Source organism: Lichenicoccus sp., assembly GCF_965276875.1.
GTDB lineage: Bacteria > Pseudomonadota > Alphaproteobacteria > Acetobacterales > Acetobacteraceae > Lichenicoccus.
This window is the reverse complement of record NZ_OZ255701.1, coordinates 3,565,546-3,587,514: the sequence shown is the minus strand read 5'-3', so window position 1 is coordinate 3,587,514 and position 21,969 is coordinate 3,565,546. Positions and strand designations below refer to the sequence as shown.

Genomic DNA, 21,969 nt, shown 5'->3' with positions numbered 1-21,969 from the left:
CGGGGCCAGACTCTTAGCGTCTTTGGACTGAATCATGGCCTCGTTCCGTGGTGCGGTCACTCTATCGTCGGCACACCGCCGCACCGACGATCATGGCATCACACCCTTACCGAAACGTTAATCACCCGGCAGTTTTTGCCGCTCAACTGTGCTTAGGCGGCTTTGCTGACCGAATTGACGTTGTTCATGTCAACGCTCTGGCTACCGAGTTGCAGCAGGATGTCGCCGTTCGTAGCCTTTGTGATGCCGGTGACAGTGCCGGTGCCGGTGAACGCAACCGGCGTTACGTTTCCGGAACTGTCTTGCGTTTGGACGACGATACCGTAGGTTCCATCCGGCAGCGTATTGCCGGAATCGTCCTTGCCATTCCAGGTCCAGCTGTTGCCACCGGCGGTCGAGGTCTCCTGCACCGTGCGAACCACGTTGCCGGAGGCATCGGTGACCGCAATGGCGACCGGCACGGCGCTTGAGGTCGTGAACGCGATACTGCCGGTGCCGGACTGCAGCGGGATTTGAGTTCCGGTGAAGACGGCCTTTTGACCCACCAGGCCGCTATCCGAGGTCGCCTGACCATTCTGGGTCATCGAGATGAGCTGGCCCAGATTGGTGTTGGTGCTGACCTGCTGCTGCACGCCGGCGAAGGTTGCGATTTCGCTGGTGAACTGGCTTGAGTCCATCGGCGAGCTCGGGTCCTGATTCTTTAACTGCGTCGTCAGCATGGTCAGGAACGAGTTAAAGTTGCCGGCGATGGATGACAGCGCGCTCGATGCAGCAGCACTGGCATCGCCAGCAGCGGGCCCAGTGCTGGCACTCGCGGCGGCACTGGCGCTTGCCTTCGCGGCCTTCTCGGTTGACGTCAGAAGGCTGCTCGATGTCGAAATACTGCCGCTCATGGTCTGGCCCTCGCTTGGGTGGTGGGTTAGGCGGTGATGTTAAGGCCGCTGATCTGCCAGGTTCGTTGGGTGATCACCGGCGGGGATGAATCGTAGCGTGTGGTTCCGATGAGAGGCAGCGCTTGCGACGGGCGATGCTGTCCCTGCTGTGAGTCCTGGCGTTGGTAGCCTGGGGCGTTGCCCTGATCCTGGGTGGTCGAAGCGTTGCCTCCGTTGGAGCCGCTCTGGGCCTGCTGATTCGTATCGGGTGCTGCCGGAGCGGCGAAATTCAATGTCCGGCTGTCGAGAGGAATGTTGGCGGCGTCGAGTGCTGCATGCAGGTGATGGACGTTTGATGCCAGCTCCTGCAACGTCTGCGGCTGACTTGCGGTGACAGTGACAATGGTTGAGCCGTCCGCGCCGCGGGCGATCCGAATATCGACCTGGCCAAGATCACGAGGGTGCAACGAGACGGTCATTTCGTTGCTGCCGTCCTTGCGGGTGACCAGCGAGACCAGCGCGGGGGAAACCTGTGCCGCGATGGACAGCGCCGGCGTTGTGGCCATGGTCGCGGGGGCTACCTGCTGTGCGTTGAGCAGACCCGGCGCGACCGCCACTGCCGCCGCTCCCGTAACCGGCAATGGCAAAGCCCTTGGCGAGGGTCCCGTCGCGTCACTGGAGGCGCCTTCTTGGTGTGCGGGCGACACTTTTAATGGCGGACGAACGTTAGCGGCAGCGGCACTGCGTGCAGCGCCGCCCTCGCCCAGGACCTGCCGGCTGTTGGTGACTGCAGACGAGTTGCTGGCAGCATGCTCAGTGTGCTCCGAAGCATGGTGCGTCGGAGGTGTGGAGGGAAGATTGCCTTGCGCTGGTGTCGGAGACGGCGGTGGTGCGATGAGGCTACCGGCTGGCGGGCGCTGCGCGACGCTCTGGGTTGTCGGTTTTAGGCGCGCGCCGGCATCTTTGCCGGTTGGTGGTTGTGCAGGTCGCAGTCCCGGCAGGGCAAACCCGTTGACGAGCCCTTGGGTCACGATATCAGACGAACCTGGCGGCACGGCTGTGGGAAGAGATTGATTCCCGCTATCCGGCACATGGCCCGCGGCCGCTGTAACCGCGTCCGCTGCGACTGGCTCAGTCTGGGTATGGAGGTCCGCGGGCAAAGGAGCAGCGGCCGGCACGGTAGGGATGATCGACGGTATTAAAAGGCTGTTCGCCGGATCCGGCTGTGTCTCACTTGACGGCTTTCTTGTTGTATCGGAATGGTCTGCGGAAGACGCCTTGGTTGACTTGAGGGTTTGCGAACGATGGATCATTGCCGGCGCGGTCTTTGCACTTGCCGGGTTTTGCGGGCCTTGCGGATTTCGCGCCACAATGGTCTGGGAAGAGGAGCGCTCCATGGTTAGCCCGGGTGTCTGATTGCCTGCCTTGAGTATGCTGAACAGTCCGGAGATGGTTGGCGATGGTGCGACAGGATTTACTGCTAAATCCTTTCCAATTGGTAAATGCGCAGCACCCGCGCGGTCGAGTGCCTGCTCGAAGCCGCCGCCACGCCTTGTCGCGTCAGCGCTGCGTCCTGACATCGTGCTGACGTCGGGCTGCACGCGCGCGGAAGGCGCGGTCGGCAGGCCAGTGGCTGGGGTGATCGCCAGGGTCGGGAGATCGTTGCTCATTGCGGTGCAGTGGAGTGCAAGCATCGGGCCAAATTCGATCTCTGCCATTGCGGCCGGTGCAGACTCGTCCAAGGGGCTTCTAAAGGGCGGTTATGCCGGGCAGGAAATGCCGACCGGCAACTGCCGCCGCACAAAAGGCGCAGCCAGACGGGAGCGCGTCGTACTCACGCTCGACTGACCCAAGCTATTCTAATCATGGAATTCATGAAGCATGGCAAGGTCGCGAGGTGCAGAAATCCGGAGCTGGCATGATTCCTGCTCTCTCCTTTGCAGACGATCTCATTTGGATCAGGGAGAAGCAGCATGTCGATTTTTGGCGCAATGGACACGGCGGTCAGTGGCCTGACGTCGCAATCCGTCGCATTCAGCAATATCAGCAACAACATCTCAAACAGCCAGACCACTGGCTATAAAGCCGTGGATACCAGCTTTTCAGACCTTGTTGAAGCGTCTGGCGGGCTGCAGGATCAATCCGGAAGCGTTTCAGCAACGACGCAGTATGAAAACCAGGCGCAGGGCACCATCACCGCAAGCTCTGCCAACGCGGCGCTCGCAATCAGCGGCAACGGCTTTTTTGCCGTCAATGAGGCTCGGGGCACATCGACAGCAAACACCCCTGTGTTCAGCAGCACGCAATATTACACGCGGGCTGGCGACTTCTCATCGGACAAGAACGGCTATCTCGTCAACAGCGCCGGGCAATATCTCGACGGCTACATGGTCAATGCAACCTCGGGCAAGCTCAACACCGGCACTCTGGTCCCGATTAACGTCAATAACGTTACCTACAAGCCCACGGCGACCAGCACCGTGACGATGGCGCCCACCGTTGCCGGCGTCTCCACCCTCGCCGCCGGCGCCTCCGGCACGCCGGAGACGTCAAGCCAGACCGTCTATGATACCAGCGGCAGAGCGCAGAAGCTTGGCCTGACCTGGACGCAGACCGCGGGTGCGACCGCAGCCGCCGGTGCGACGCCGGCGACCGGCGGAACCTTTACGCTGAGTGTGTCGGGCACCAACGCCGCGACGGCGCCGACGGCGACGGTGGTGTTCAATGCGGATGGCTCGCTGCAGTCGATCGCCCAGGGAACGCCTGCGGTGGTCACCTCGGGTGCGGGGGCGGCGGCGAGCTTCAACATCGGCGGGGTCGGCGCGGATACGACCAACACGATCGCTCTGAATCTCGGAACGATCGGCAGCCCCGGCGGCACCAGCATGACCACGGCCAGCGGGGTCGCGTTCAATGCCGGCAGCCCGACCCAGGACGGCACCTCTGCTGGCAGCTACACCGGCTTCACGATCCAGGCAGATGGGTCCGTCATGGGAACCTTTGATAATGGCGAGACCCAGCTCATCGCCACCGTGCCGCTGGCCACTTTCGGCGATGCGAACGCCCTGCAGGGACAGGACGGCCAAGCCTACACGGCGAGCGCTGGTTCAGGAGCGGCGTCGCTCGAGATGACGGGGCAGAATGGTGCAGGCAACCTGGAGACGAAATCAATCGAGAGTTCGACCTCGAACCTCGACACCGACCTGACCAAACTCATCGTGGCGCAGCAGGCCTATGGGGCGAGTGCCAAGGTGGTCTCGACCGCCAACAACATGCTCTCAACATTGCTGGCAATGAAGCAGTAGTCTTTACGAAGCCTTAACCAGACCCGGCGCAGGCTGACCGCGCATGAACCTCAACTCGACGCTCTCGATCGCCTCGAGCGGCCTGGCTGCGGTTCAGCACGAGCTGGCGGTGGCGTCGCAGAACGTGGCGAACGCAAGCACGCCAGGCTACATCACCGAGGTCGCCAACGTCGCCTCGCGCGACGCGGGCGGGCAGGTCAGCGGGGTTACGATCCAGTTGACCACGCTCGCCGTCAACCAGACGTTGCAATCGGCACTCTATGCCCAAAACGCGGTCGTCGCCGGGCTCGGCGTGACCACCAACGCGCTGGGCGCCGTCAGCAGCGTGCAGGGATCGACGAGCGCTGGAGCCGGTGCCAGTGGCACGCTATCGGACAACCTTGGCAATCTACAGAGCGGCTTTACCACACTGGAGGCGGACCCCTCCAATTCCACCCAGCAGCAGACCATCCTCGCGAATGCCGCGACCGTGGCCGGGTCCATAAATACCGTTTCCTACACTTACCAGGCGCAACGTCAGAACGCGCAAGCCGCGATCGTCTCGGAGGTGGACACGATCAACGGCAGCCTGGCGACAATCGGTGGTCTGTCACAGCAGATCATGAACCTGAAAGCCGCCGGCTCCGATACCGCCGACCTGGAGAACCAGCGCTCCGCGGCAATGAGCACCCTCTCCTCGGTGGTCTCCGTCAAGTTCAACGAGACCGCAACCGGGGACATGGTGGTCAGCACGGCGAACGGCCTGATCCTGCCGACCCGTGGCGTCACCGCGCCGCTCTCCACACAGAATGCGACGATTGGCGCATCGGATGCCTACCCCGGAACGATCCCCTCCATCGAGCTGAACGGCCAGGATGTCACCAGCGCGCTGACCGGAGGGGCGCTCGGCGCCAACATCACGCTGCGCGACACCACGCTGCCGACCATGCAAGGCGAGCTGGATTCGTTTGCCTCCGCCCTGGCAAACCGGTTCTCCGCGCAGGGGCTGACCCTGTTCACAGACGCATCGGGCAACCTTCCCGGGGCCAACCCGACTCTCGCCGCCCCTGGCGGCCAGCTCGGCTTCTCCGCCGACATCCAGGTCAATCCGGCCGTCACCGCCAACCCGTCTTTGGTCCGCGACGGCACGCAGGCGATCCAGGATCCGACCCCTGGCGCCGCGATCGTGCCGGGTGCCGTGCTCACCGGCGCCTCCGCCTTCACCCCCAACCCAAGCGGCGGCCCGGTCGGCTTTACGACGTTGATCTCGCGCATCCTGGGCAACAGTTTTGGCACCACGATTGCCGCCGGAAGCCCGCAGCCCGCGGCTCGCGTGAGCGGTCTTGGCGCCAACGGAACCCTCTCAGCGCCCTATTCCGGGAGCGGCAGCCTTGCCACTTTGGCCACGACCCTGACCAGCAGCCAGGCGCAGACAATCGCCGACGCCACGTCGCAGCAGACCAGACAGACCGATATCCAGACCACGCTGCAGGGCAATCTGACCGCAAGCTCCGGTGTTTCCGTCGACAACCAGCTTGCCGCCGTCACCGCCCTGCAGAACGCCTATGAGGCGAACGCCAAGGTCGTGGCCGCGGTGGAGGCAATGTTCACGGCCCTCGCGGCCGCGATCACCTGAGGACCAGCAGCATGTCGGGCGCCATCAGCAGCACTCTCGGACTTATGCCAAACCTGCTTCGCGGCATCGACACCCTATCGACGCGCAATGAGGCGCTCACCGCGGAGGAGAACAGCGGCGTTGTCTCCAACAGCTTTGCCGGCCTGGGCGCGCAAACCTACACCGCACTCAGCCTGCAGCCGCAGATCACCGCCACCACCGCCTGGCAGACCAATCTGAGCGAGAGTCAGACCAAGCTGTCAGCGACACAGACGGCTTTGACAGGCATCAGCGCCATCGCCAGCGATTTGCAGAGCTCGCTGCTCAGCCTCACCGCACTATCCTCGCCAAGCGAGGTTGCGAGCGTTTCGGCAAAGGCCAAACAGCAACTCACCGAGCTCGGCGCACTCCTCAATACGCAAAGCGGCGCCAACTACGTGTTTGCCGGCACCGCATCGGATCAGCCGCCGGTCAGCAGCAGCGATCTGGCCTCCACCGGCCTGGTCTCGAGCATCATCTCCACGGTCGCCTCGGTCGGAACCACGGGCGTCGCCGCCACCGAAGGTGCAGCACTGGCCGCGGCCAGCGACAACAGCCCCGCGGGGAGCGTGTTCTCGGCGCAGCTCTCGACGAGCGCCGTGCTCGCCCAAGGGTCGGTGCCGCAGCTTCAGATCGGCCAAGGCGAGACGATCGCCAATGGGATCGTCGCGACGCAAGGCGGTGCGGCCAATGCGCAGAGCACCGGCTCGCCGATCCGCGACCTGATCATGGCGCTTGCGAGCGCCGCCGGCCTGGCCGGTGCAGACCCGTCCAGCGCCGGTTTTACGCAACTCGTCACCGACACGGCCAGCCACATGGCCGATGTCGGCCAGAGGATCCAGGGGCTGATCGCCCAGGTCGGCCAAACGCAAGCCACGGTCACCGCCCAGAGCAGCACGCTGTCGGACGTCAACAAGGCGCTGCAGGCTCAGTTGGGCAACATCATGAATGTGGACGAGGCGACCGTCATCAGCCAGCAAAACGCAACGCAGACTCAGCTGACCGCGAGCTACACCCTGATTGCCGACATGAAGACCCTGACCCTCGCGCAATATCTCTGACGCTTGGACCCGGCGTCGCGCCGCCGCTAAATGTAATGCTCGGCAAGCGGCGTGAAGCCGTTGAAGCGGGTGGAGCAATAGGTCGAGACATAGGCACCCGCCGAGAGCAGCTCCACCCGCTCGCCACAGGCGAGATCGAGCGGCAGGCGGTAGGCGCTGCGTTCGTACAGCACGTCGGCACCGTCGCAGGTCGGTCCGGCGATGGCCACCGGTCCGGTGCGGCCGCCATCATGCGGGGTGCGGAAGCGGTACTTGATGGCCTCACCCTCGGTCTCGGCGAGGCCGCCGAAGCGACCGATATCAAGATAAACCCAGCGTAGCGCGTCCTTGGGCAGGTCGTCCGTGTCGCCCTGGGCCTCGACGCGGCGACGGCTGACCAGCACCACTTCAGACGAGACGACGCCGGCATCGCCGACGATGAACCGGCCTGGCTCGACGACCAGTTCGGGGAGGGCATTGCCGAAGGCGCGCGTCACGGCGTGCGTGATCGCCAGCGCGAACTGATCGATCTCCGGCACATCATCGCGGTAGCGGGTCGGAAACCCGCCGCCGAGATTGACCATTCGGACATCCAGCCCGCTGCGTGTCAGGTCGGTGAACAGCAGGCCCACCCTGGCGATGGCGGCCTCGTAGGCTGCCGTGCTGGTCTGTTGGCTGCCGACATGGAACGACAGGCCATACGGATCGAGACCAAGGTCGCGGGCGCGCAGCATGAGCGTGCGTGCATGCTCGACGCCGGTGCCGAACTTGCGCGAGAGCGGCCACTCGGCACCGGCGTTCTCGACCAGAATTCGGCAATAGACGCGGCATCCGGGCGCGTAGCGGGCGAGCTTGTCGAGCTCCTCGTCGCTGTCGAAGGCAAACATCGCCACCCCGGCGGCATGCGCGCGTTGGATTGCGGAGACCTTCTTGATGGTGTTGCCGAAGGATATCGCCTGGGCCTCGGCCCCGGCGCTCAGGCACAGCGCGATCTCCTCCCAAGAGGCGGCGTCGAACGCGGACCCGAGCGAGATGAGCCGCTCCAACACGGGACGTGCCGGATTGGCCTTAACCGCATAGAAAATCCGCGCGAGTGGGAGAGCTGCGTGCAATGCACGATAGCGCTCTTCAACGCGGTCAACATCGACCACGAGGCACGGCGTTGCCGGCACGCGATCGTGCAGATAGCGTGCGATTTTGGGAGTCATCGCGCCCCACCTTCCCTCTGTATCATCCACCTGAGACAGGCAATGGATGCGTTGCGAAACGGTCTAACGGACCAGCGACCAAAGTTGAGACCTCGCCGTTCCAAACGACGGAGCCTCGATTGCCAGAACGCTTGACGTCGTTGCGTAACCTCAGTGGGCCAGTGGCACGTGCGTTGCTGCGTGATCGCCATATGGGCCCGGATCAGCGGCGATGCAACCTAAAATCGCGACTGTCGCTTGAAACCGTTATGCCGAAGAGGCTGATACAACAGGCGTATGCGCGATGACCGGTAGCGATGGAGACCATTGGACATGCAGGAGCGCGTGATCGGCCCGGCCGCCAAGGCGCCGGGATCGGCGTCCTCTGAGGCGGACCATCATGGCGCCGCGCAGATCGGGCGCCATGCACATAAGCCGGTGCAAATCCCTTGGCGTGGCTGGAAGCAGGTACTCCGGCGCACCGTGTCGGAGATGATTTCCGACCGGATCGGGCTGGCCGCCGCAGGGTGCGCCTTCTATGGCACGCTCGCGCTATTTCCGGCGATCAGCATGCTGATCTCGGTCTACGGTCTCGCCTTCGATCCGCTGACCGTCGAGCCGCAGATGCGGATCCTCAAGCATCTGCTGCCAGGACCGGCCTACGCGCTGATCAACGACCGCATCCATCTGCTGGTCAGCCAGAACCATAAGAGCCTGACCATCAGCCTGATCATCAGCGTGCTGGTGACACTATGGTCGTCCTCGGCCGGCACCAAATCCATGCTGGCCGCGCTGAACATCGCCTATGACGAGCGCGAGATGCGCTCCTTTTTGCGCTACCAGGCCACCGCACTCGGGATGACCCTTGGCGGCATCCTCGGCGCGGTGCTGGCCGTGGCGCTGCTGGTGTTCCTGCCCGCGGTGCTGAGCTTCGTGCCGGACCACTTTCACATCGCCATCGTTCAGCAGCAGACGCAGACGCTGATCCGGCTCGGCACACCGGTCATGCTGGTGTTGTTCGTCGCGGTGGCGTTCTCGCTGCTCTACCGGTTCGGGCCATCCCGCCAGGAGCCGCGCTGGCACTGGGTGGCGCCGGGCGCCATCGTCTCGACATTGCTCTGGCTGCTCGCCTCGACCGCGTTTTCCTACTATGTCGGCCATGTCGCGAGCTACGGCGCCACCTACGGACCGCTTGGTGCCGTAGTCGGCATCATGATGTGGTTCTTCGTGACCGCCTATGTGGTGCTTCTCGGCGCCGAACTGAACGCGGAGCTCGAATTGCAGACGGCTCAGGACAGCACCACCGGCGAGGCACAACCAATGGGTAACCGCGGCGCCTATGTCGCCGATCATGTGGCGGACGGGTAGCCCGCAGCCCGGGTCAGCGGCCGGCGGCGGGCCCTGCCGCGGTAACGGCCTGGGTGCTGTCATCACCGCTCGCCGCCTGCGCCACCTCGATATCGTTGTCGACGGCTGGTGCCACGCGCTGCAGGGTGACGCGGTTCAGGCCGTCGCGCACCATCCCCAGACGCACTGCCGCGGCACGTGAGAGATCGATGATCCGAGACGTCCCGGCGAACGGACCGCGATCATTGACGGTCACCACCACCGAACGCCCGGTAGTGCGCGAGGTCACCAGCAGCCGGGTCCCGAGCGGCAGCGTGCGATGCGCGGCGGTCAGCCTCATCGGGTCGAACCGGGTGCCGCTGGAGGTCCGATGACCGGCGAAGTCACGGCCATACCAGCTCGCCAGACCAGTCTGGATGACCTTGCGATGCGCCCACAGCCTGGCGTCGCGCGCTTGGGCCGCGAGTGCGGCATGCACTGAGGCCGCCCACGCCGTGACCGGCGGCGTCACGGTGGCAGCACCCGCCTGAGCGCTGCTCAAGCCCGCGACGATCACCAGGCATGCCAGGGTCAGATTTCGGTGCGCGGCATGCCGCGGCGAGGGTGGTCGGCTCCTGGGCATCACGTCCGCGGGCACTCCTGATCTTGCCGCGACAGTAAGGATGACCAGGATCGAAAAATCAAGAGACTGATTGTCTCGGAGACGAGACAGTAAATCATACAGTCGGCGACCACTTTACAGTCGTTGTGCTATACGATCATCAGCACTTCGGATGGGTTGAAGGTGATCTTCCATAGCAACGATCGAGGGCGCTTGGAGAGCGCGCGCGGTCATGCTAACGCCCCGGTCATGGGGCCGCCGCTGATCTCCGTCCTGAACGGACCGAACCTGAACATGCTCGGGCTGCGGCAACCCGCGATCTACGGCCGGGCCACCCTCGACGACGTTGAGCAGGTCTGCATCCAGGCGGCCGAGCGGCTCGATGTCGCCATTGATTTCCGCCAGACCAATGGCGAAGGCGAGCTCATCTCCTGGGTGCAGGAGTGCCGTGGGCGGGCGAGGGGCATCATCATCAACCCGGGCGGCTACGGCCATACCTCCGTGGCGCTGCTGGACGCGCTGCTGTCGGTGGAGCTGCCGGTGCTTGAGGTTCACCTGTCGAACATTCATCGCCGGGAGGACTTCCGGCGGCACTCCTACGTCTCGCAGGCGGCAATGGGCGTAGTCTGTGGGCTCGGCGTGCGCGGCTACGGCCTGGCGTTGACGGCGATGGCGGACATTCTGATGGACGAGGACGATCGATGAGCCGGCTTCTGGTCGATGGGGATGCGATTCGTGCCCTGGCCGACATCCTCAACGAGACCGGCTTGACCGAAATCGAGATCGCCGAGAAGGACAGCCGAATTCGCGTCGTGCGCGCGCCCGCCATGGTTCAAGCCATGGCGCCCGGCGCACCTCAGATCGCGGCGATCGGGCCGGCGGGTGCGGAGGTCGCCCCGGCCAGCGTCGTCGTCGATCACGCCAAGCATCCGGGCGCGGTCAAGAGCCCGATGGTCGGCATCGCCTATCTCTCCCCCGAGCCCGGCACGCCGCCGTTCGCCCTGGAGGGCCAGCAGGTCAGCGCCGGGCAGACGCTGGTGCTAATCGAGGCGATGAAGACCTTCAACCAGATCAAGGCGCCGCGCGCCGGGATTCTGACCCGAATGCTGGTCAAGTCCGGTGAGCCGGTGGAGTTCGGCGAAGTCCTCGCGATCGTCGAGTGATGTTCGACAAGGTCCTCATCGCCAATCGCGGCGAGATCGCGTTGCGTATCCTGCGCGCCTGCCGCGAGCTCGGCATCCGCACGGTCGCCGTGCACTCCACCGCCGACGCGGACTCCATGCATGTACGCCTCGCCGACGAGAGTGTGTGCATCGGACCACCCGCGGCGCGCGACAGCTATCTCAACGTCGCGGCGATCCTGACCGCGGCGACGATCACCGGCGCCGATGCCATCCATCCCGGCTACGGGTTCCTCTCCGAGAACGCCGCCTTCGCCGAGACCGTCGAGGCGCACGACCTCACCTTCATCGGCCCCTCGCCCGAGCATATCCGCATGATGGGCGACAAGATCACCGCCAAGACGGCGATGCGCTCGCTGGGCGTGCCGCTGGTGGCGGGCTCGGACGGCGCCCTGCCCGACCTCGAGACCGCGCGCACGGTCGCCGCCGAGGTTGGCTATCCGGTGCTGATCAAGGCCGCGGCCGGCGGCGGCGGGCGTGGGATGAAGGTGGCCGAGAGCGCTGAGGCGCTGGAGGAGGCCTGGCGGATCGCCCGCACCGAGGCCCGGGCGGCGTTCGGCAATGACGAGGTGTACCTGGAGAAATATCTCGACCGGCCACGCCATATCGAGTTGCAGATCCTGGCCGACAGCCACGGCGCGGTAGTCCATCTCGGCGAGCGCGACTGCTCGCTGCAGCGCCGCCATCAGAAGCTGCTCGAGGAGGCCGGCTCACCGGCGCTGGACGCCGCGGCGCGCGACACGATCGGCGCAGTCGCCACCGCGGCGCTGAAGACGCTCGGCTACCGTAATGCCGGCACCCTCGAATTCCTCTATCAGGACGGCCAGTTCGCCTTCATCGAAATGAACACCCGGCTGCAGGTCGAACATCCGGTGACCGAAATGGTCTGCGGCATCGACCTGGTGCGCGAGCAGATCCGCATCGCCGCCGGCGCCCCGCTGGGCTACGTGCAGTCCGACATTCGCATCTCCGGCCATGCCATCGAGTGTCGTATCAACGCCGAGGATCCGGAAACCTTCGCGCCGACCCCCGGCCGGGTCGAAATGTACCACCCGCCCGGCGGCCTCGGCGTACGGATCGACAGTGCGCTTTACGCCGGCTACGTGGTGCCGCCCTACTACGACAGTATGGTCGCCAAGCTGATCGTACACGCACCGACCCGCGAGCAGGCGATCGCGCGCATGCAACGCGCACTCGACGAGTGCGTCATCAGCGGCATCAAGACGGTGATCCCGCTGCATAAGCGGATCCTGGCCGACCCGGAATTCCGTGCCGGCGACTACACAATCCACTGGCTGGAGCAGTTCGTCGGCAGGCAGGACCGCACCGACCCCTGAGAGGCAGCCATGCATCAGGATACGTTGTTTCCCGCCGACCCGCAGACCCGCGCCATCGCTCGACGACTGTACGGTACGGTCGCCGGGCTGAAACTGATCTGCCCGCATGGCCATGCGGATCCGGCCTGGTTCGCTGACAACGCGGCGTTCCCCGACCCCACCAGCCTGCTGGTAATCCCGGACCACTACATCCTGCGCCTGCTCTACAGCCAGGGCATCCCGCTCGAGGCGCTCGGCGTTGCGCGTCGCGACGGCAGCCCGGTCGAGACGGATAAGCGGGCGATCTGGCGCAAGCTGGCCGCGCACTGGCACCTGTTTCGCGCCACCCCGGCCCGGCTTTGGCTCGAACAGACCTTCGCCACCCTGTTCGACGTCACCGAGACGCTGCGCGCGGGAAGCGCCGATCGGATCTACGACCGGATCGCCGAGCGGCTTGAACAGCCGGCCTATCGCCCGCGGGCGCTGTTCGAACGCTTTAACATCGAGGTGCTGGCGACGACCGATGCCGCGCACACGCCCCTCGACCAGCATCAGGCGCTGCACAACGGGGACTGGAAGGGCCGGGTCATTCCGACCTTCCGCCCTGACGCCGTGGTCGATCCCGAGGCCGACGGCTTCGTCGCCAACGTCGCCGCACTCGGCGCGCTGACCGGCGAGGACACCACAAGCTGGCGCGGCTATCTGGCTGCAGTAGCGGCGCGCCGACAGGCGTTCAAGGCGCTGGGCGGGACCGCGACCGATCACGGCCATCCGAGTGCCGCGACCGCCGACCTGTCCGCGTCCGAAGCCGCAAACCTGTTCGAAGACGCCCTGCGCGGCCGGCTGGAGCCCACCGGAGCCGAGCAGTTCCGCGCGCAGATGCTGACCGAGATGGCGCGCATGAGTATCGAGGACGGGTTGGTCATGCAGCTTCATCCCGGCGCTTGGCGCGACCATAACCGGCTCGTGTACGAGCGCTTCGGTCGGGACATCGGCGGCGACATCCCGCGCCCGACCGACTATGTGGCAGCCCTCAAGCCGCTGCTCGACCGCTTCGGCAACGACAACCGCCTGACACTCATCCTGTTCACCCTCGACGAGACCGCGTTCTCGCGCGAACTGGCCCCCCTGGCCGGGCACTACCCGGCGTTGCGGCTGGGGCCGCCCTGGTGGTTCCTCGACAGCCCCGAGGCGATGACCCGCTTCCGCGAGACCACGACGGAGACCGCGGGCTTTGCCAACACCGTCGGCTTCAACGATGACACCCGCGCCTTCTGCTCGATCCCGGCGCGTCACGACGTCGCCCGCCGCGTCGACTGCGCCTATCTCGCGCGCCTAGTCGCCGAGCACCGGCTCGATGAGGAGGAAGCAATGGAGACCGCCGTCGACCTCGCCTACCGGCTGCCGAAGCGAGCCTACCGGCTGTGAAGCTCGCGGGGCCGGCCGCCTGCTTGGGCGAGGGCATGATCGAACTGGCACGCCGCCCAGACGGAGCCCTGCGCCAGGGCTTCGGCGGCGACACCATGAATACCGCGATCTATCTCGCGCGGCTCGGCGTTTCGGTCGACTTCGTCACCGCCCTTGGCCGCGATCCGGAGAGTGCGTCGATGATCGCAGCACTGGAACGTGAAAGCGTCGGCACGCGACTGATCGCGCGCGTCGCGGACCGACTGCCAGGCCTCTATATCATCGACGTCGACGCGTCCGGCGAGCGCCGCTTCCTCTACTGGCGCGACCGCGCGCCGGCACGCGAGCTGTTCACTTTGCCGGAAAGCCCGGCCCTGCTCGCAGCACTTGACGGCTTCGGGCTGCTCTATCTGTCCGGCATCAGCCTGGCGATCTGGGGCGAGCGCGGGCGGGCGGTCCTGTTCGCGGCACTCGACCGGCTGCGCCCCGAAGGCGTGCGGATCGCCTTCGACAGCAACTGGCGCGTGCGGTTGTGGCCCGACCGCAAAACCGCGCGCGATGCCTACACTGCCATGCTTGCCCGCACCGACATTGCACTTGCCGGCGCCGATGACCTCGCAGACCTCTTCGGTGACGCCGATGGAGATGCGATGCTTGGCCGGATGCGCGCGGCCGGCGTCGGCGAGATCTGCCTGCGGCTCGCCGGGGCCGCCTGCCTGGTCGCGCACGACGATGTCGAGACGCACGTCGCCGCAGCAGCGGTGGCCGCGATCGTCGACACCACCGCCGCCGGCGACAGCTTCAGCGCCGGCTACCTCGCCACCCGTCTCGCCGGCAAGAACCCGCACGACGCGGCGCGTGCCGCGCACCGGCTCGCCGCCATCGTCATCGGCCATCCCGGCGCCATCGTCCCGCACGCCGCCACCGCGGCGTTAGCCAAGGAAATCATTGGGGCCAAGGACATGGGCCAATGAGCACGCTGCCGGTGCTACGCCGCACGCAGCCACGCCGCCCGGTGCGCATCCTGCAGATCGGCGGCGGCAACTTCCTGCGCGGCTTTTTTGACTGGATGGTCGATGTCGCCAACGAGAAGGGGCTCACCGACAGCGGCATCGCCATCATGCAGACGGTGGGAGGCGGTCTCCCCGAAGCCCTTGCCGCTCAGGACATGCTCTACACGGTGCTGGTGCGCGGACTGCAGGACGGACGCGAGATCGATGAGCGGCGCATCGTCTCCAGCGTCTCCGACGCCTTCAGCGCCGCCGACGGTTGGAACCGGGCGCTGGCCTACGCCGCCGACCCGGCGCTGGAGATCATCGTCTCCAACACCACCGAGTCCGGCATTGTCGATGTCGAGGAGCCGCCGCCGGGAGCGACCGCGCCGGCAAGCTTTCCGGCCAAGCTGACGGCCCTGCTGGCGGCCCGTCACGCCCTGGGTGGGGGCGCTGGCCTGCTCGTGCTGCCCTGCGAACTGATCCCGCGCCAGGGCCGCACGCTCAAGCGCATCGTGGCCGGGCACGCACGACGCTGGCAGTTCGGCGACGATTTCCTCGCCTGGCTGGAGCGGGACGTGGCCTTCGTCGACACACTCGTGGACCGGATCGTGCCGGGTTATCCAAGCCGCGACATCGAGGCGCTCCAGGCCGCCTGGGGCATCCGCGATCCGCTTGCCGTGGCAGTCGAGCCGTTCCACCTGCTGGTCGTCGAAGCCCCCGCCGAACTCGAACACCGTCTGCCGCTGCGTCAGGCCGGACTGAATGTGGTCTGGACCGACGATCTTGAACCGTATCGTGTGCGCAAGGTCCGTATCCTCAACGGGGCGCACAGCGCGACCGCGCTCGCAGCCTTCCTGGCCGGACTCGACACGGTCAAATCGATCATCGACGATCCGCAGTTCGCGGCCTTCCTGCGCCGCGTCCTCGACGACGAGATCGTGCCCTTCCTGCCGCTCGACGAGGCCGAGTGCCGCTCCTATGCGCAAAGCGTGCTGGAGCGGTTCGCCAATCCGTATCTCCAGCACGACCTCCTCGCCATCTCGCTCAACTCCACCTCGAAGTGGAGAATCCGGATCCTGCCGAGCCTCAAGGCGGCACTGGCCGCGCACGGCACGCTTCCGGGCGGCCTCGTCTTTTCGCTTGCGGCGCTGATCCGATTCATTCGCGGCGGCCCCGACGAAGCCGGGCGTAACTTCCCCGTCCGCGACGACCGCGCCGCGATCGAGGCGATCACCGCCGCCTGGCGCCGGCACGGCTCCGACATGGTCACCCTGGTCCGGGACGTGTTCGCGTCTCGCGCGATCTGGGGGGAAGACCTCAATGCGATCGCGGGGCTTGCCGAACGCACCGCGCGCGACCTGGCGCTGATCGAGCGTGCGGGCGTCCGCCAGGCACTCGCCGCGCTCTGAAGCCGCGGCCTCTTGACGCCGCCCCCCTTGACGCGGCCCCCCTTGACGCGGCCCAGCATCGGTCATCCAAATTGTTGTGCAACCCGGCGTTCAAGCTGGGAGCAGGAGGATGCGTGATGAGCGGACTTGGCTGGCGCACCGGTCTAGTGGTGACAACGATCCTTGCGTGCGCGATGAGCAGCGGCGCCCGGGCCGACGACCTCACCGTCCGGACCACAGGCGGCGTCGTTCAGGGCATCGCCACGGCAAATGCCCGCGAGTTCCTGGGCATCCCCTATGCCGCTCCTCCCGTGGGCGCGCTGCGCTGGAAGGCGCCGCAACCTGCCTCCTGGTCCGGTGTGCTGCAGGCCAACAGCCTGCAATCGCCCTGCCCGCAGCTGGCCAGCCCTTTCGGCGTGGCCAGCTCGAACGAGAACTGTCTCTATTTGAATGTCTACGCGCCGCGCGCCGCTTCCGCCAAGCTGCCGGTCATGGTGTGGATCCATGGCGGTGCCTTCGTCACCGGCACCGGGGACGAATATGACGGTTCGGCGCTGGTGCAGGACGGGGTCATCGTTGTCACCATCAATTATCGGCTGGGTTATTTTGGCTTTCTCGCCAATCCGGCGCTCGATGCGGAAAGCCCGGGCCATGCCTCCGGCGATTACGGCCTGATGGACCAGCAGGCTGCCCTGCGCTGGGCCAAGGCCAACGCCGCCTCCTTCGGCGGCGATCCAGGACGAGTGACGGTTTTCGGTGAGTCCGCGGGCGGGCAGTCCGTCTTCGACCAGCTCGTCTCTCCTGCTGCGACCGGCCTGTTCAGGCGCGCGATCATCGAGAGCGGCGCCTATGCCGTCACCTTGCCGACGCTGGCCGCGGCGGACGCGAGCGGCACCGCCTTCGCCAACGCTGTCGGCTGCACCAGCACCACAGACGCCGCGTGCCTGCGGGCACTTCCGGTCTCGACCATCCTCGCCCAGGAGGCCGCATCGGGCGCCGAAGGATCGTTGTCGCAGACCACCCAGTTCGAGCCGAACGTCGGCACCACGATCCTGCCGGCCCAGCCGCTTCTCGCCATCGCCTTCGGTGCGTTCAACCGGGTGCCGGTGCTGCAAGGAAGCAACCACGACGAGGGACGCCTGTTCACCGCGCTGGAATTCGACACCACCGGCGCCCCGCTGTTGGCAGCGGAGTACGAGACGGCGCTCGCAAGCCTGGTCGGCATCCCGATCGCGCCCTATGCGGCAGCACTCTACCCGCTCTCGGACTATGCCAGCCCCGACCTTGCCTATTCAGCCGTCTTCACCGATGCGGTCTTCGCCTGTTCGGCGCTGGGCTTCAACCAGCTGCTCTCGTATAGCGTGCCGACCTACGCCTATGAGTTCGCCGACGAGGACGCGGCCAGGCTCTCCTTGCCGAACGATCCGTTCATGCCGCTCGGCGCGCCGCACAGCAGCGAGCTGCCATTCCTGTGGCCCAACCTGATTGCACTGGACGCGACCGGCGCCACGATGACCGCGGGCGAGCAGCAGCTCGCAACCCAGATGCGCGCCGCCTGGACCAACTTCGCGCGTTCAGGAAATCCGAACGGTTCCGGGGTGACGCGTTGGCCTGCGTTCCGCACCGCGAGCAGCCGGCTGCAGGAGCTGGTTCCGGGGACGCCCTACGTGAGCACCGGGTTCTCGGCGTACCACAAGTGCGACTTCTGGGAGCCCGCGATTACCCTCGGCCGCCTGGCCGCCAACACCGCGCGCTGATCCTTGCGCCAGCAGCCCTGCTTCGCTGATCACGCGTGCCGCGCGCACCCGACGCGGTGGCCATGGCGGTGAACGCATCAGAAGCCGCGGTGCAGGTGACAATCGAGATCCCCCTTCATGCAGGCACGATGTTCGCGGCCTCATACAATCGGTGCGTGCTGCCGATCCCGCCGCGGTAGAGCGCTTTCGGACCAAGCGGAAACGCTTGGGCCGATGTAGTGCTCGTAAAAACAAAGAGATAGAGCATCCTCGTCAGCGATTGCGAACGATGCTCACGGCGGGTCAGGGGATCTGATCGCGCGTGACCGACCAATGCGTCGCGAGATACCGCACGACCGGGCTGCCGACCGCATAGGCCGCATCGAGCGAGGCGCGGTAGGCGGCAAAGCCGGTCTCGGTGCCCTCGGAGGCCAGCAGCGCGGCCGCGGTCTCACCAGGCGGCGGCGCGTCGTAGTCGCTCGCCGTGCGCAGCACCAGAACGCGCGCCAGATCGACGCGGTGGGTTTGCGCGAGAAACGTCAGCGCCTGCATCATCCCCGCATCCTCCTCGGCGGTGGTCGCGAACGTGCCGGTGCCGTGCGTCCAGTAGCGGGTCCATTGCTCCGCCCAGTCGTTCATCTTCCAGCCGATCCAGAACATGCCCGACGACAGCGTGTCTCCCTTCAGCACCGCGGGTGGCCGGCGGGCGGCGGCGGTGTCGGTATAGCGCGCCCGCAATGCGAGCAGGCCAGGGCCATCGGGCAGCTTCATAGTGCGGGTCAGGCCATAGGCCCAGTCCACCAGCCCGGCGTTGAGCGTGGTGACCGCCGTCCCCCAGATGCTCTCGGCGGCCGGCGGAGGCTGCTGATACGGGGTGGTGCGCTGGAACGGCACGATGCCGGTGGGCCAGCCGGAGGGAATTTCGCGCGCGTCGATCTCGAAGCCGTCGCCGCTGATCACGTGTTTCGCCCAGGCGGCCGAGCCGACCGAGCCGATCCTCGGGTCGATCCCGGCGATGCCGGCGAGCACGACATAGGCATGGCTGAGATCGAAGCGCGGATCATAGCCGAGCGCGGTGATCGACGCCGCCATACGCGCCGGCCCCTCACCGCTGACCATGCCAAGAACGTGCAGCCAGGCATTGTAGCGCAACGGATGGTAGCCCTGCGGGAAGGCGAGCACGGTCGGCAGCGGCAGCTTCTCGACCCAGTTCTGGAACTCGCCCGGCGTGTCGCCGGTGTCATGGCCGAGTTCGAAGGTGGTCACCACCACCACGCGGATCGGGATCGGGGCGGCGCGGGCGCCGGTCGCGGTGAGGAGCAGAAGGGTGGCGGCAACAGCGAAACGCATCAGTAGGGATCCTGCTTGCGGCGCGGCAACAGCGCCGGCTCGAGCACCAGCGTTGCAAGAAGCGTGCAGCCCAGGCTCATCAGCAGCAGCCGGCCCATGCTGGCGGTGCCGGGATGATGCGACAATGCGAGCGAGCCGAACGCGGTGCCGGTGGTCAAAGCGGAGAACAGGATCGCCTTGGCGGTGGGTGATGCCAGCGGGCCGCGCAGCCCGGCCCGCCAATTCATCACAAAATAGATGTTGAAACTGACGCCAACGCCAAGCAGCAGCGGCAGTGCGATGATGTTTGCGAAGTTGAGCGGCTGCGGCAGCAGCACGCACAGCACGACGGTCAGCATGCCCGACAGCAGCAGCGGCGCCAGCACCAGCGCCACATCGCGCGGCCGGCGCAGCATCACCGTCAGGATCAGGGTAATCATGGCCAGCGCCGAGACCGCCGCGATCTCGAATGCCCTGACGATGGTATTGGCACTTTCGACGATGATCGACACCGTGCCGGTGGCATCCGGATAGACGCTCTGCACCTGGGCGAGGAACTGGTGCAGGGTGCGGTTGTCCGAGATGCCGCCTTTGATGTGTACCACGACATGCGCCTGCCCGTCCGGCAGGATCCACTCACGTGCGATCGCCGGCGGGATGTCGTGCAGGCCGACCTGCTTGGCCTGCAGCACGGTGCGCAACTGCGCGAGCTGCACCGGCAGATAACGCACGAGCGCCTGGTTTGCTGCCATCAGGGCGGCATCGGGCTGCGTCGAGAGACGTTGCAGCGCGCTTGTGATCGCACGCAGCGGGTCGTCCGCCGGCAGCTTGCCGAGCACCGGCAGCAGTTGCGCGACCGTATGCAGTGCTGCCGCCCGGATCGCCGCGGCATCGGGAGGTGAGGCGATCTCGAAGGGGAACAATGTCGGCAGCAGGAGCGAGGCGGCGTCCTGGATCAGCGGCAGCTTCTGCGCCTGATGCGACGGCACGAAGCTGTCCAGGGTCATCGCGTCATGCACCAGCGGCAGCTTGCGCAGACGCACCGCCAGCGCGTCCGCCTGCGCCAGGTTGGGCAGCAGCATCTCGGCGCTGTATGGGCTGGTGTTGGGGTCCGCGATCAGCAGGTGCAGCGCTTCCACGGCCGGGGATTTCGGGTCCTTGGTGTGCAGCGGATCGCCGTCGAAGTGCAGCCACGGCAGCAGGACCACGCCGAGCAGCCCGAGCAGCGCGAACACGGCGATCACCGGTCGGCGGTAACGTCGCAGCGCCGCGTCGACAGGGCGCGCCGCGGTGACACCTTCCTCGCGCACCGGCGAGCGGAAACAAAACAGCCGCAGCAGCGCCGGCAACAGCGTCATAGAGCCGACGAAGGCCATCAGCATCCCGCCGCCGGCGATCAGCCCGAGCTGGGAGACCCCTTTAAAATCGGTCGGCGTGAAGGCAAGAAACCCGGCCGAGGTGGCGAGGGCCGCAATCAGGATCTGCACGCCGGTCTCGCGCCCCGTCGCGGCCAAGGCGTCATGGATCGACATTGTCCCACCTTGGGCATTGCGCTGGGCTCGAAAGCGCACCGAGAACTGAATGTTGAAATCCACCGCGATGCCGATGAACAGCACCGCGAACGCCACCGAGACCAGGTTCAGCGTGCCCACCGCGATCGCCGCGAACCCCGTGGTCACCAGCAGGCCGAACAGCAGTACGATGACGATCGGCACCAGTATACGCCAGCTGCGCACCGCGAGCAGCAGCCACAGCGTGATCAGGGCGAGCGAGCCCAGCAACTCGCGCACGGCGCCCTGCGCCACGGTTGCGAACTCCTGGTCGTCCAGTGCCACCGACCCGGTGATATAGACGTGCGCCTCGCCCGCCTTTACGTCGGGGAGTGCGGCGATGGCGCGATTCATCGCCGCGGTGGCGGCACCGCCCGGCTGGAACGAGCTGTAGTTCAGCCGCGGTTGGGTGATGACGAACTGATACTGTCCGCCCTGGTCCACCAGCGAGCCGGCGAGCAGCTGCTCCCATGACAGGGGCGTCGGATGACCATTCGCCGCCTCGGTCAGGTTTGCCGCAAAGCCGCGCAACGGGCCGGCGAAGGTGGCCAGGTTGGCTTGGCCCCTGGCGAGCCCCTCGCCGATCAGACCGAGCGCCTGGAACAGGCCACGCGCCGAAGGATCGGCCGCCATTTGCCCAAGGAAGGGCTGTGCCGCGATGGTCGCGTTCAGCAGCGCCCGCAGCTTCGGCGGCGTCAGGAACAACAAGGCGTTGTGCTGCAGATAGGGGTTGTCGCTCGGCATGCGCACGGTCTTGAACAGCGTGCCCTGCTTGCCCAGCGCCTGGGTCAGGGCTTGGGCCGTCTCCTGCGCCTGTTCGGGGATGTCTGCGCCGACGACGGCGATCAGGACGTTGTTGGTTTGGGGAAAGTCCCGGCTGATCCGGGCCGAGCGCTGCTCCCAGGGGAGGGAGGCCGAGAACAGCTCGTTGGTGTTGGTGCTGACACCGAGCCGCGTCGCGGTCGCCAGGAAGGCGCCGCCGGCGAGCAGCGCCGCCAGACAGAGAATGAGCACGGCGTGGCGGGCGCAATACGCAACCAGCCTTCCGAGTGGCCCGGCCAGCATCGTAACTCCTCTAGCGG

General features: G+C 66.2%; 17 protein-coding genes. 11 read left to right on the top strand and 6 right to left on the bottom strand.

Translation table 11 applies throughout. The annotated features are described in order from the left end of the window. Positions 1-152: 152 nt before the first annotated feature. Positions 153-893: a flagellar hook assembly protein FlgD gene (locus tag ACQY4K_RS17400; protein WP_428391457.1), complete on the bottom strand. Its 741-nt coding sequence runs from the start codon at positions 891-893 to the stop codon at positions 153-155. A 26-nt stretch (positions 894-919) separates the two neighbouring features. Beyond that, on the bottom strand, positions 920-2,590 hold the full coding sequence (locus tag ACQY4K_RS17395; protein ID WP_428391456.1) for a flagellar hook-length control protein FliK: 1,671 nt from the start codon (positions 2,588-2,590) through the stop codon (positions 920-922). 255 nt (positions 2,591-2,845) lie between these two features. Between ACQY4K_RS17395 and ACQY4K_RS17390 the strand changes: the two genes are divergently transcribed. The 3 genes from ACQY4K_RS17390 to ACQY4K_RS17380 are packed head-to-tail and all read left to right on the top strand — an operon-like array spanning position 2,846 to position 6,871. Beyond that, complete coding sequence (locus tag ACQY4K_RS17390; RefSeq protein ID WP_428391455.1) at positions 2,846-4,177, top strand: flagellar hook-basal body complex protein; 1,332 nt, start codon at positions 2,846-2,848, stop codon at positions 4,175-4,177. Between the two features lie 43 nt (positions 4,178-4,220). Then, positions 4,221-5,792: a flagellar hook-associated protein FlgK gene (locus ACQY4K_RS17385; protein ID WP_428391454.1), complete on the top strand. Its 1,572-nt coding sequence runs from the start codon at positions 4,221-4,223 to the stop codon at positions 5,790-5,792. Between the two features lie 11 nt (positions 5,793-5,803). Further along, positions 5,804-6,871 carry a flagellin gene (locus tag ACQY4K_RS17380; RefSeq protein WP_428391453.1) on the top strand — a complete coding sequence of 356 codons (1,068 nt, stop codon included), beginning with the start codon at positions 5,804-5,806 and terminating at the stop codon, positions 6,869-6,871. A gap of 26 nt (positions 6,872-6,897) precedes the next feature. Here the strand turns inward: ACQY4K_RS17380 and ACQY4K_RS17375 are convergent, their stop codons facing one another. Beyond that, positions 6,898-8,058, bottom strand: coding sequence for a type III PLP-dependent enzyme (locus ACQY4K_RS17375; protein WP_428391452.1), 1,161 nt, complete (start codon positions 8,056-8,058; stop codon positions 6,898-6,900). Positions 8,059-8,370: 312 nt separating this feature from the next. On the opposite strand from ACQY4K_RS17375, the gene ACQY4K_RS17370 reads away from it, so the two are divergent. Beyond that, on the top strand, positions 8,371-9,405 hold the full coding sequence (locus ACQY4K_RS17370) for a YihY/virulence factor BrkB family protein (protein ID WP_428391451.1): 1,035 nt from the start codon (positions 8,371-8,373) through the stop codon (positions 9,403-9,405). 13 nt (positions 9,406-9,418) lie between these two features. Here ACQY4K_RS17370 and ACQY4K_RS17365 read toward each other — a convergent pair whose 3' ends face one another. Beyond that, complete coding sequence (locus ACQY4K_RS17365) at positions 9,419-10,006, bottom strand: septal ring lytic transglycosylase RlpA family protein (protein ID WP_428396196.1); 588 nt, start codon at positions 10,004-10,006, stop codon at positions 9,419-9,421. Between the two features lie 228 nt (positions 10,007-10,234). Here ACQY4K_RS17365 and aroQ point away from each other — a divergent pair, with 228 nt between their 5' ends. The 7 genes from aroQ (at position 10,235) to ACQY4K_RS17330 (ending at position 18,029) form a co-directional block, all read left to right on the top strand. Then, positions 10,235-10,690, top strand: a complete 456-nt coding sequence (gene aroQ, locus ACQY4K_RS17360) for a type II 3-dehydroquinate dehydratase (RefSeq protein ID WP_428396194.1) — start codon at positions 10,235-10,237, stop codon at positions 10,688-10,690. Next, complete coding sequence (locus ACQY4K_RS17355) at positions 10,687-11,148, top strand: acetyl-CoA carboxylase biotin carboxyl carrier protein (protein WP_428391450.1); 462 nt, start codon at positions 10,687-10,689, stop codon at positions 11,146-11,148. The genes aroQ and ACQY4K_RS17355 overlap by 4 nt, the downstream gene beginning before the upstream one ends. Next, positions 11,148-12,503: an acetyl-CoA carboxylase biotin carboxylase subunit gene (gene accC, locus ACQY4K_RS17350; protein WP_428391449.1), complete on the top strand. Its 1,356-nt coding sequence runs from the start codon at positions 11,148-11,150 to the stop codon at positions 12,501-12,503. The genes ACQY4K_RS17355 and accC overlap by 1 nt, the downstream gene beginning before the upstream one ends. A gap of 9 nt (positions 12,504-12,512) precedes the next feature. Then, positions 12,513-13,910, top strand: a complete 1,398-nt coding sequence (gene uxaC / locus ACQY4K_RS17345) for a glucuronate isomerase (protein WP_428391448.1) — start codon at positions 12,513-12,515, stop codon at positions 13,908-13,910. Further along, positions 13,907-14,863, top strand: coding sequence for a sugar kinase (locus ACQY4K_RS17340; RefSeq protein ID WP_428391447.1), 957 nt, complete (start codon positions 13,907-13,909; stop codon positions 14,861-14,863). Before uxaC ends, ACQY4K_RS17340 begins: the two co-directional genes overlap by 4 nt. Then, on the top strand, positions 14,860-16,293 hold the full coding sequence (locus ACQY4K_RS17335; RefSeq protein WP_428391446.1) for a tagaturonate reductase: 1,434 nt from the start codon (positions 14,860-14,862) through the stop codon (positions 16,291-16,293). Before ACQY4K_RS17340 ends, ACQY4K_RS17335 begins: the two co-directional genes overlap by 4 nt. 116 nt (positions 16,294-16,409) lie before the next feature. Beyond that, the gene (locus ACQY4K_RS17330; protein ID WP_428391445.1) at positions 16,410-18,029 is read left to right on the top strand and encodes a carboxylesterase/lipase family protein; all 1,620 of its coding nucleotides are present in this window, start codon (positions 16,410-16,412) and stop codon (positions 18,027-18,029) included. Between the two features lie 282 nt (positions 18,030-18,311). Here the strand turns inward: ACQY4K_RS17330 and ACQY4K_RS17325 are convergent, their stop codons facing one another. Continuing rightward, the gene (locus ACQY4K_RS17325) at positions 18,312-19,358 is read right to left on the bottom strand and encodes a purine nucleoside permease (protein WP_428391444.1); all 1,047 of its coding nucleotides are present in this window, start codon (positions 19,356-19,358) and stop codon (positions 18,312-18,314) included. Next, the gene (locus tag ACQY4K_RS17320; protein ID WP_428391443.1) at positions 19,358-21,952 is read right to left on the bottom strand and encodes an MMPL family transporter; all 2,595 of its coding nucleotides are present in this window, start codon (positions 21,950-21,952) and stop codon (positions 19,358-19,360) included. Before ACQY4K_RS17320 ends, ACQY4K_RS17325 begins: the two co-directional genes overlap by 1 nt. Between the last annotated feature and the right edge of the window lie 17 nt (positions 21,953-21,969).

Bases quoted from the DNA above. Each gene is read 5' to 3' on its own strand.
- ACQY4K_RS17390 (WP_428391455.1), top strand. From the start codon at position 2,846: ATGTCGATTTTTGGCGCAATGGACACGGCGGTCAGTGGCCTGACGTCG.
- ACQY4K_RS17335 (WP_428391446.1), top strand. From the start codon at position 14,860: ATGAGCACGCTGCCGGTGCTACGCCGCACGCAGCCACGCCGCCCGGTG.
- ACQY4K_RS17330 (WP_428391445.1), top strand. From the start codon at position 16,410: ATGAGCGGACTTGGCTGGCGCACCGGTCTAGTGGTGACAACGATCCTT.
- ACQY4K_RS17385 (WP_428391454.1), top strand. From the start codon at position 4,221: ATGAACCTCAACTCGACGCTCTCGATCGCCTCGAGCGGCCTGGCTGCG.
- aroQ (WP_428396194.1), top strand. From the start codon at position 10,235: ATGGGGCCGCCGCTGATCTCCGTCCTGAACGGACCGAACCTGAACATG.
- uxaC (WP_428391448.1), top strand. From the start codon at position 12,513: ATGCATCAGGATACGTTGTTTCCCGCCGACCCGCAGACCCGCGCCATC.
- accC (WP_428391449.1), top strand. From the start codon at position 11,148: ATGTTCGACAAGGTCCTCATCGCCAATCGCGGCGAGATCGCGTTGCGT.
- ACQY4K_RS17375 (WP_428391452.1), bottom strand. From the start codon at position 8,058: ATGACTCCCAAAATCGCACGCTATCTGCACGATCGCGTGCCGGCAACG.
- ACQY4K_RS17365 (WP_428396196.1), bottom strand. From the start codon at position 10,006: ATGCCCAGGAGCCGACCACCCTCGCCGCGGCATGCCGCGCACCGAAAT.
- ACQY4K_RS17380 (WP_428391453.1), top strand. From the start codon at position 5,804: ATGTCGGGCGCCATCAGCAGCACTCTCGGACTTATGCCAAACCTGCTT.
- ACQY4K_RS17395 (WP_428391456.1), bottom strand. From the start codon at position 2,590: ATGGCAGAGATCGAATTTGGCCCGATGCTTGCACTCCACTGCACCGCA.
- ACQY4K_RS17355 (WP_428391450.1), top strand. From the start codon at position 10,687: ATGAGCCGGCTTCTGGTCGATGGGGATGCGATTCGTGCCCTGGCCGAC.
- ACQY4K_RS17320 (WP_428391443.1), bottom strand. From the start codon at position 21,952: ATGCTGGCCGGGCCACTCGGAAGGCTGGTTGCGTATTGCGCCCGCCAC.
- ACQY4K_RS17325 (WP_428391444.1), bottom strand. From the start codon at position 19,358: ATGCGTTTCGCTGTTGCCGCCACCCTTCTGCTCCTCACCGCGACCGGC.
- ACQY4K_RS17400 (WP_428391457.1), bottom strand. From the start codon at position 893: ATGAGCGGCAGTATTTCGACATCGAGCAGCCTTCTGACGTCAACCGAG.
- ACQY4K_RS17370 (WP_428391451.1), top strand. From the start codon at position 8,371: ATGCAGGAGCGCGTGATCGGCCCGGCCGCCAAGGCGCCGGGATCGGCG.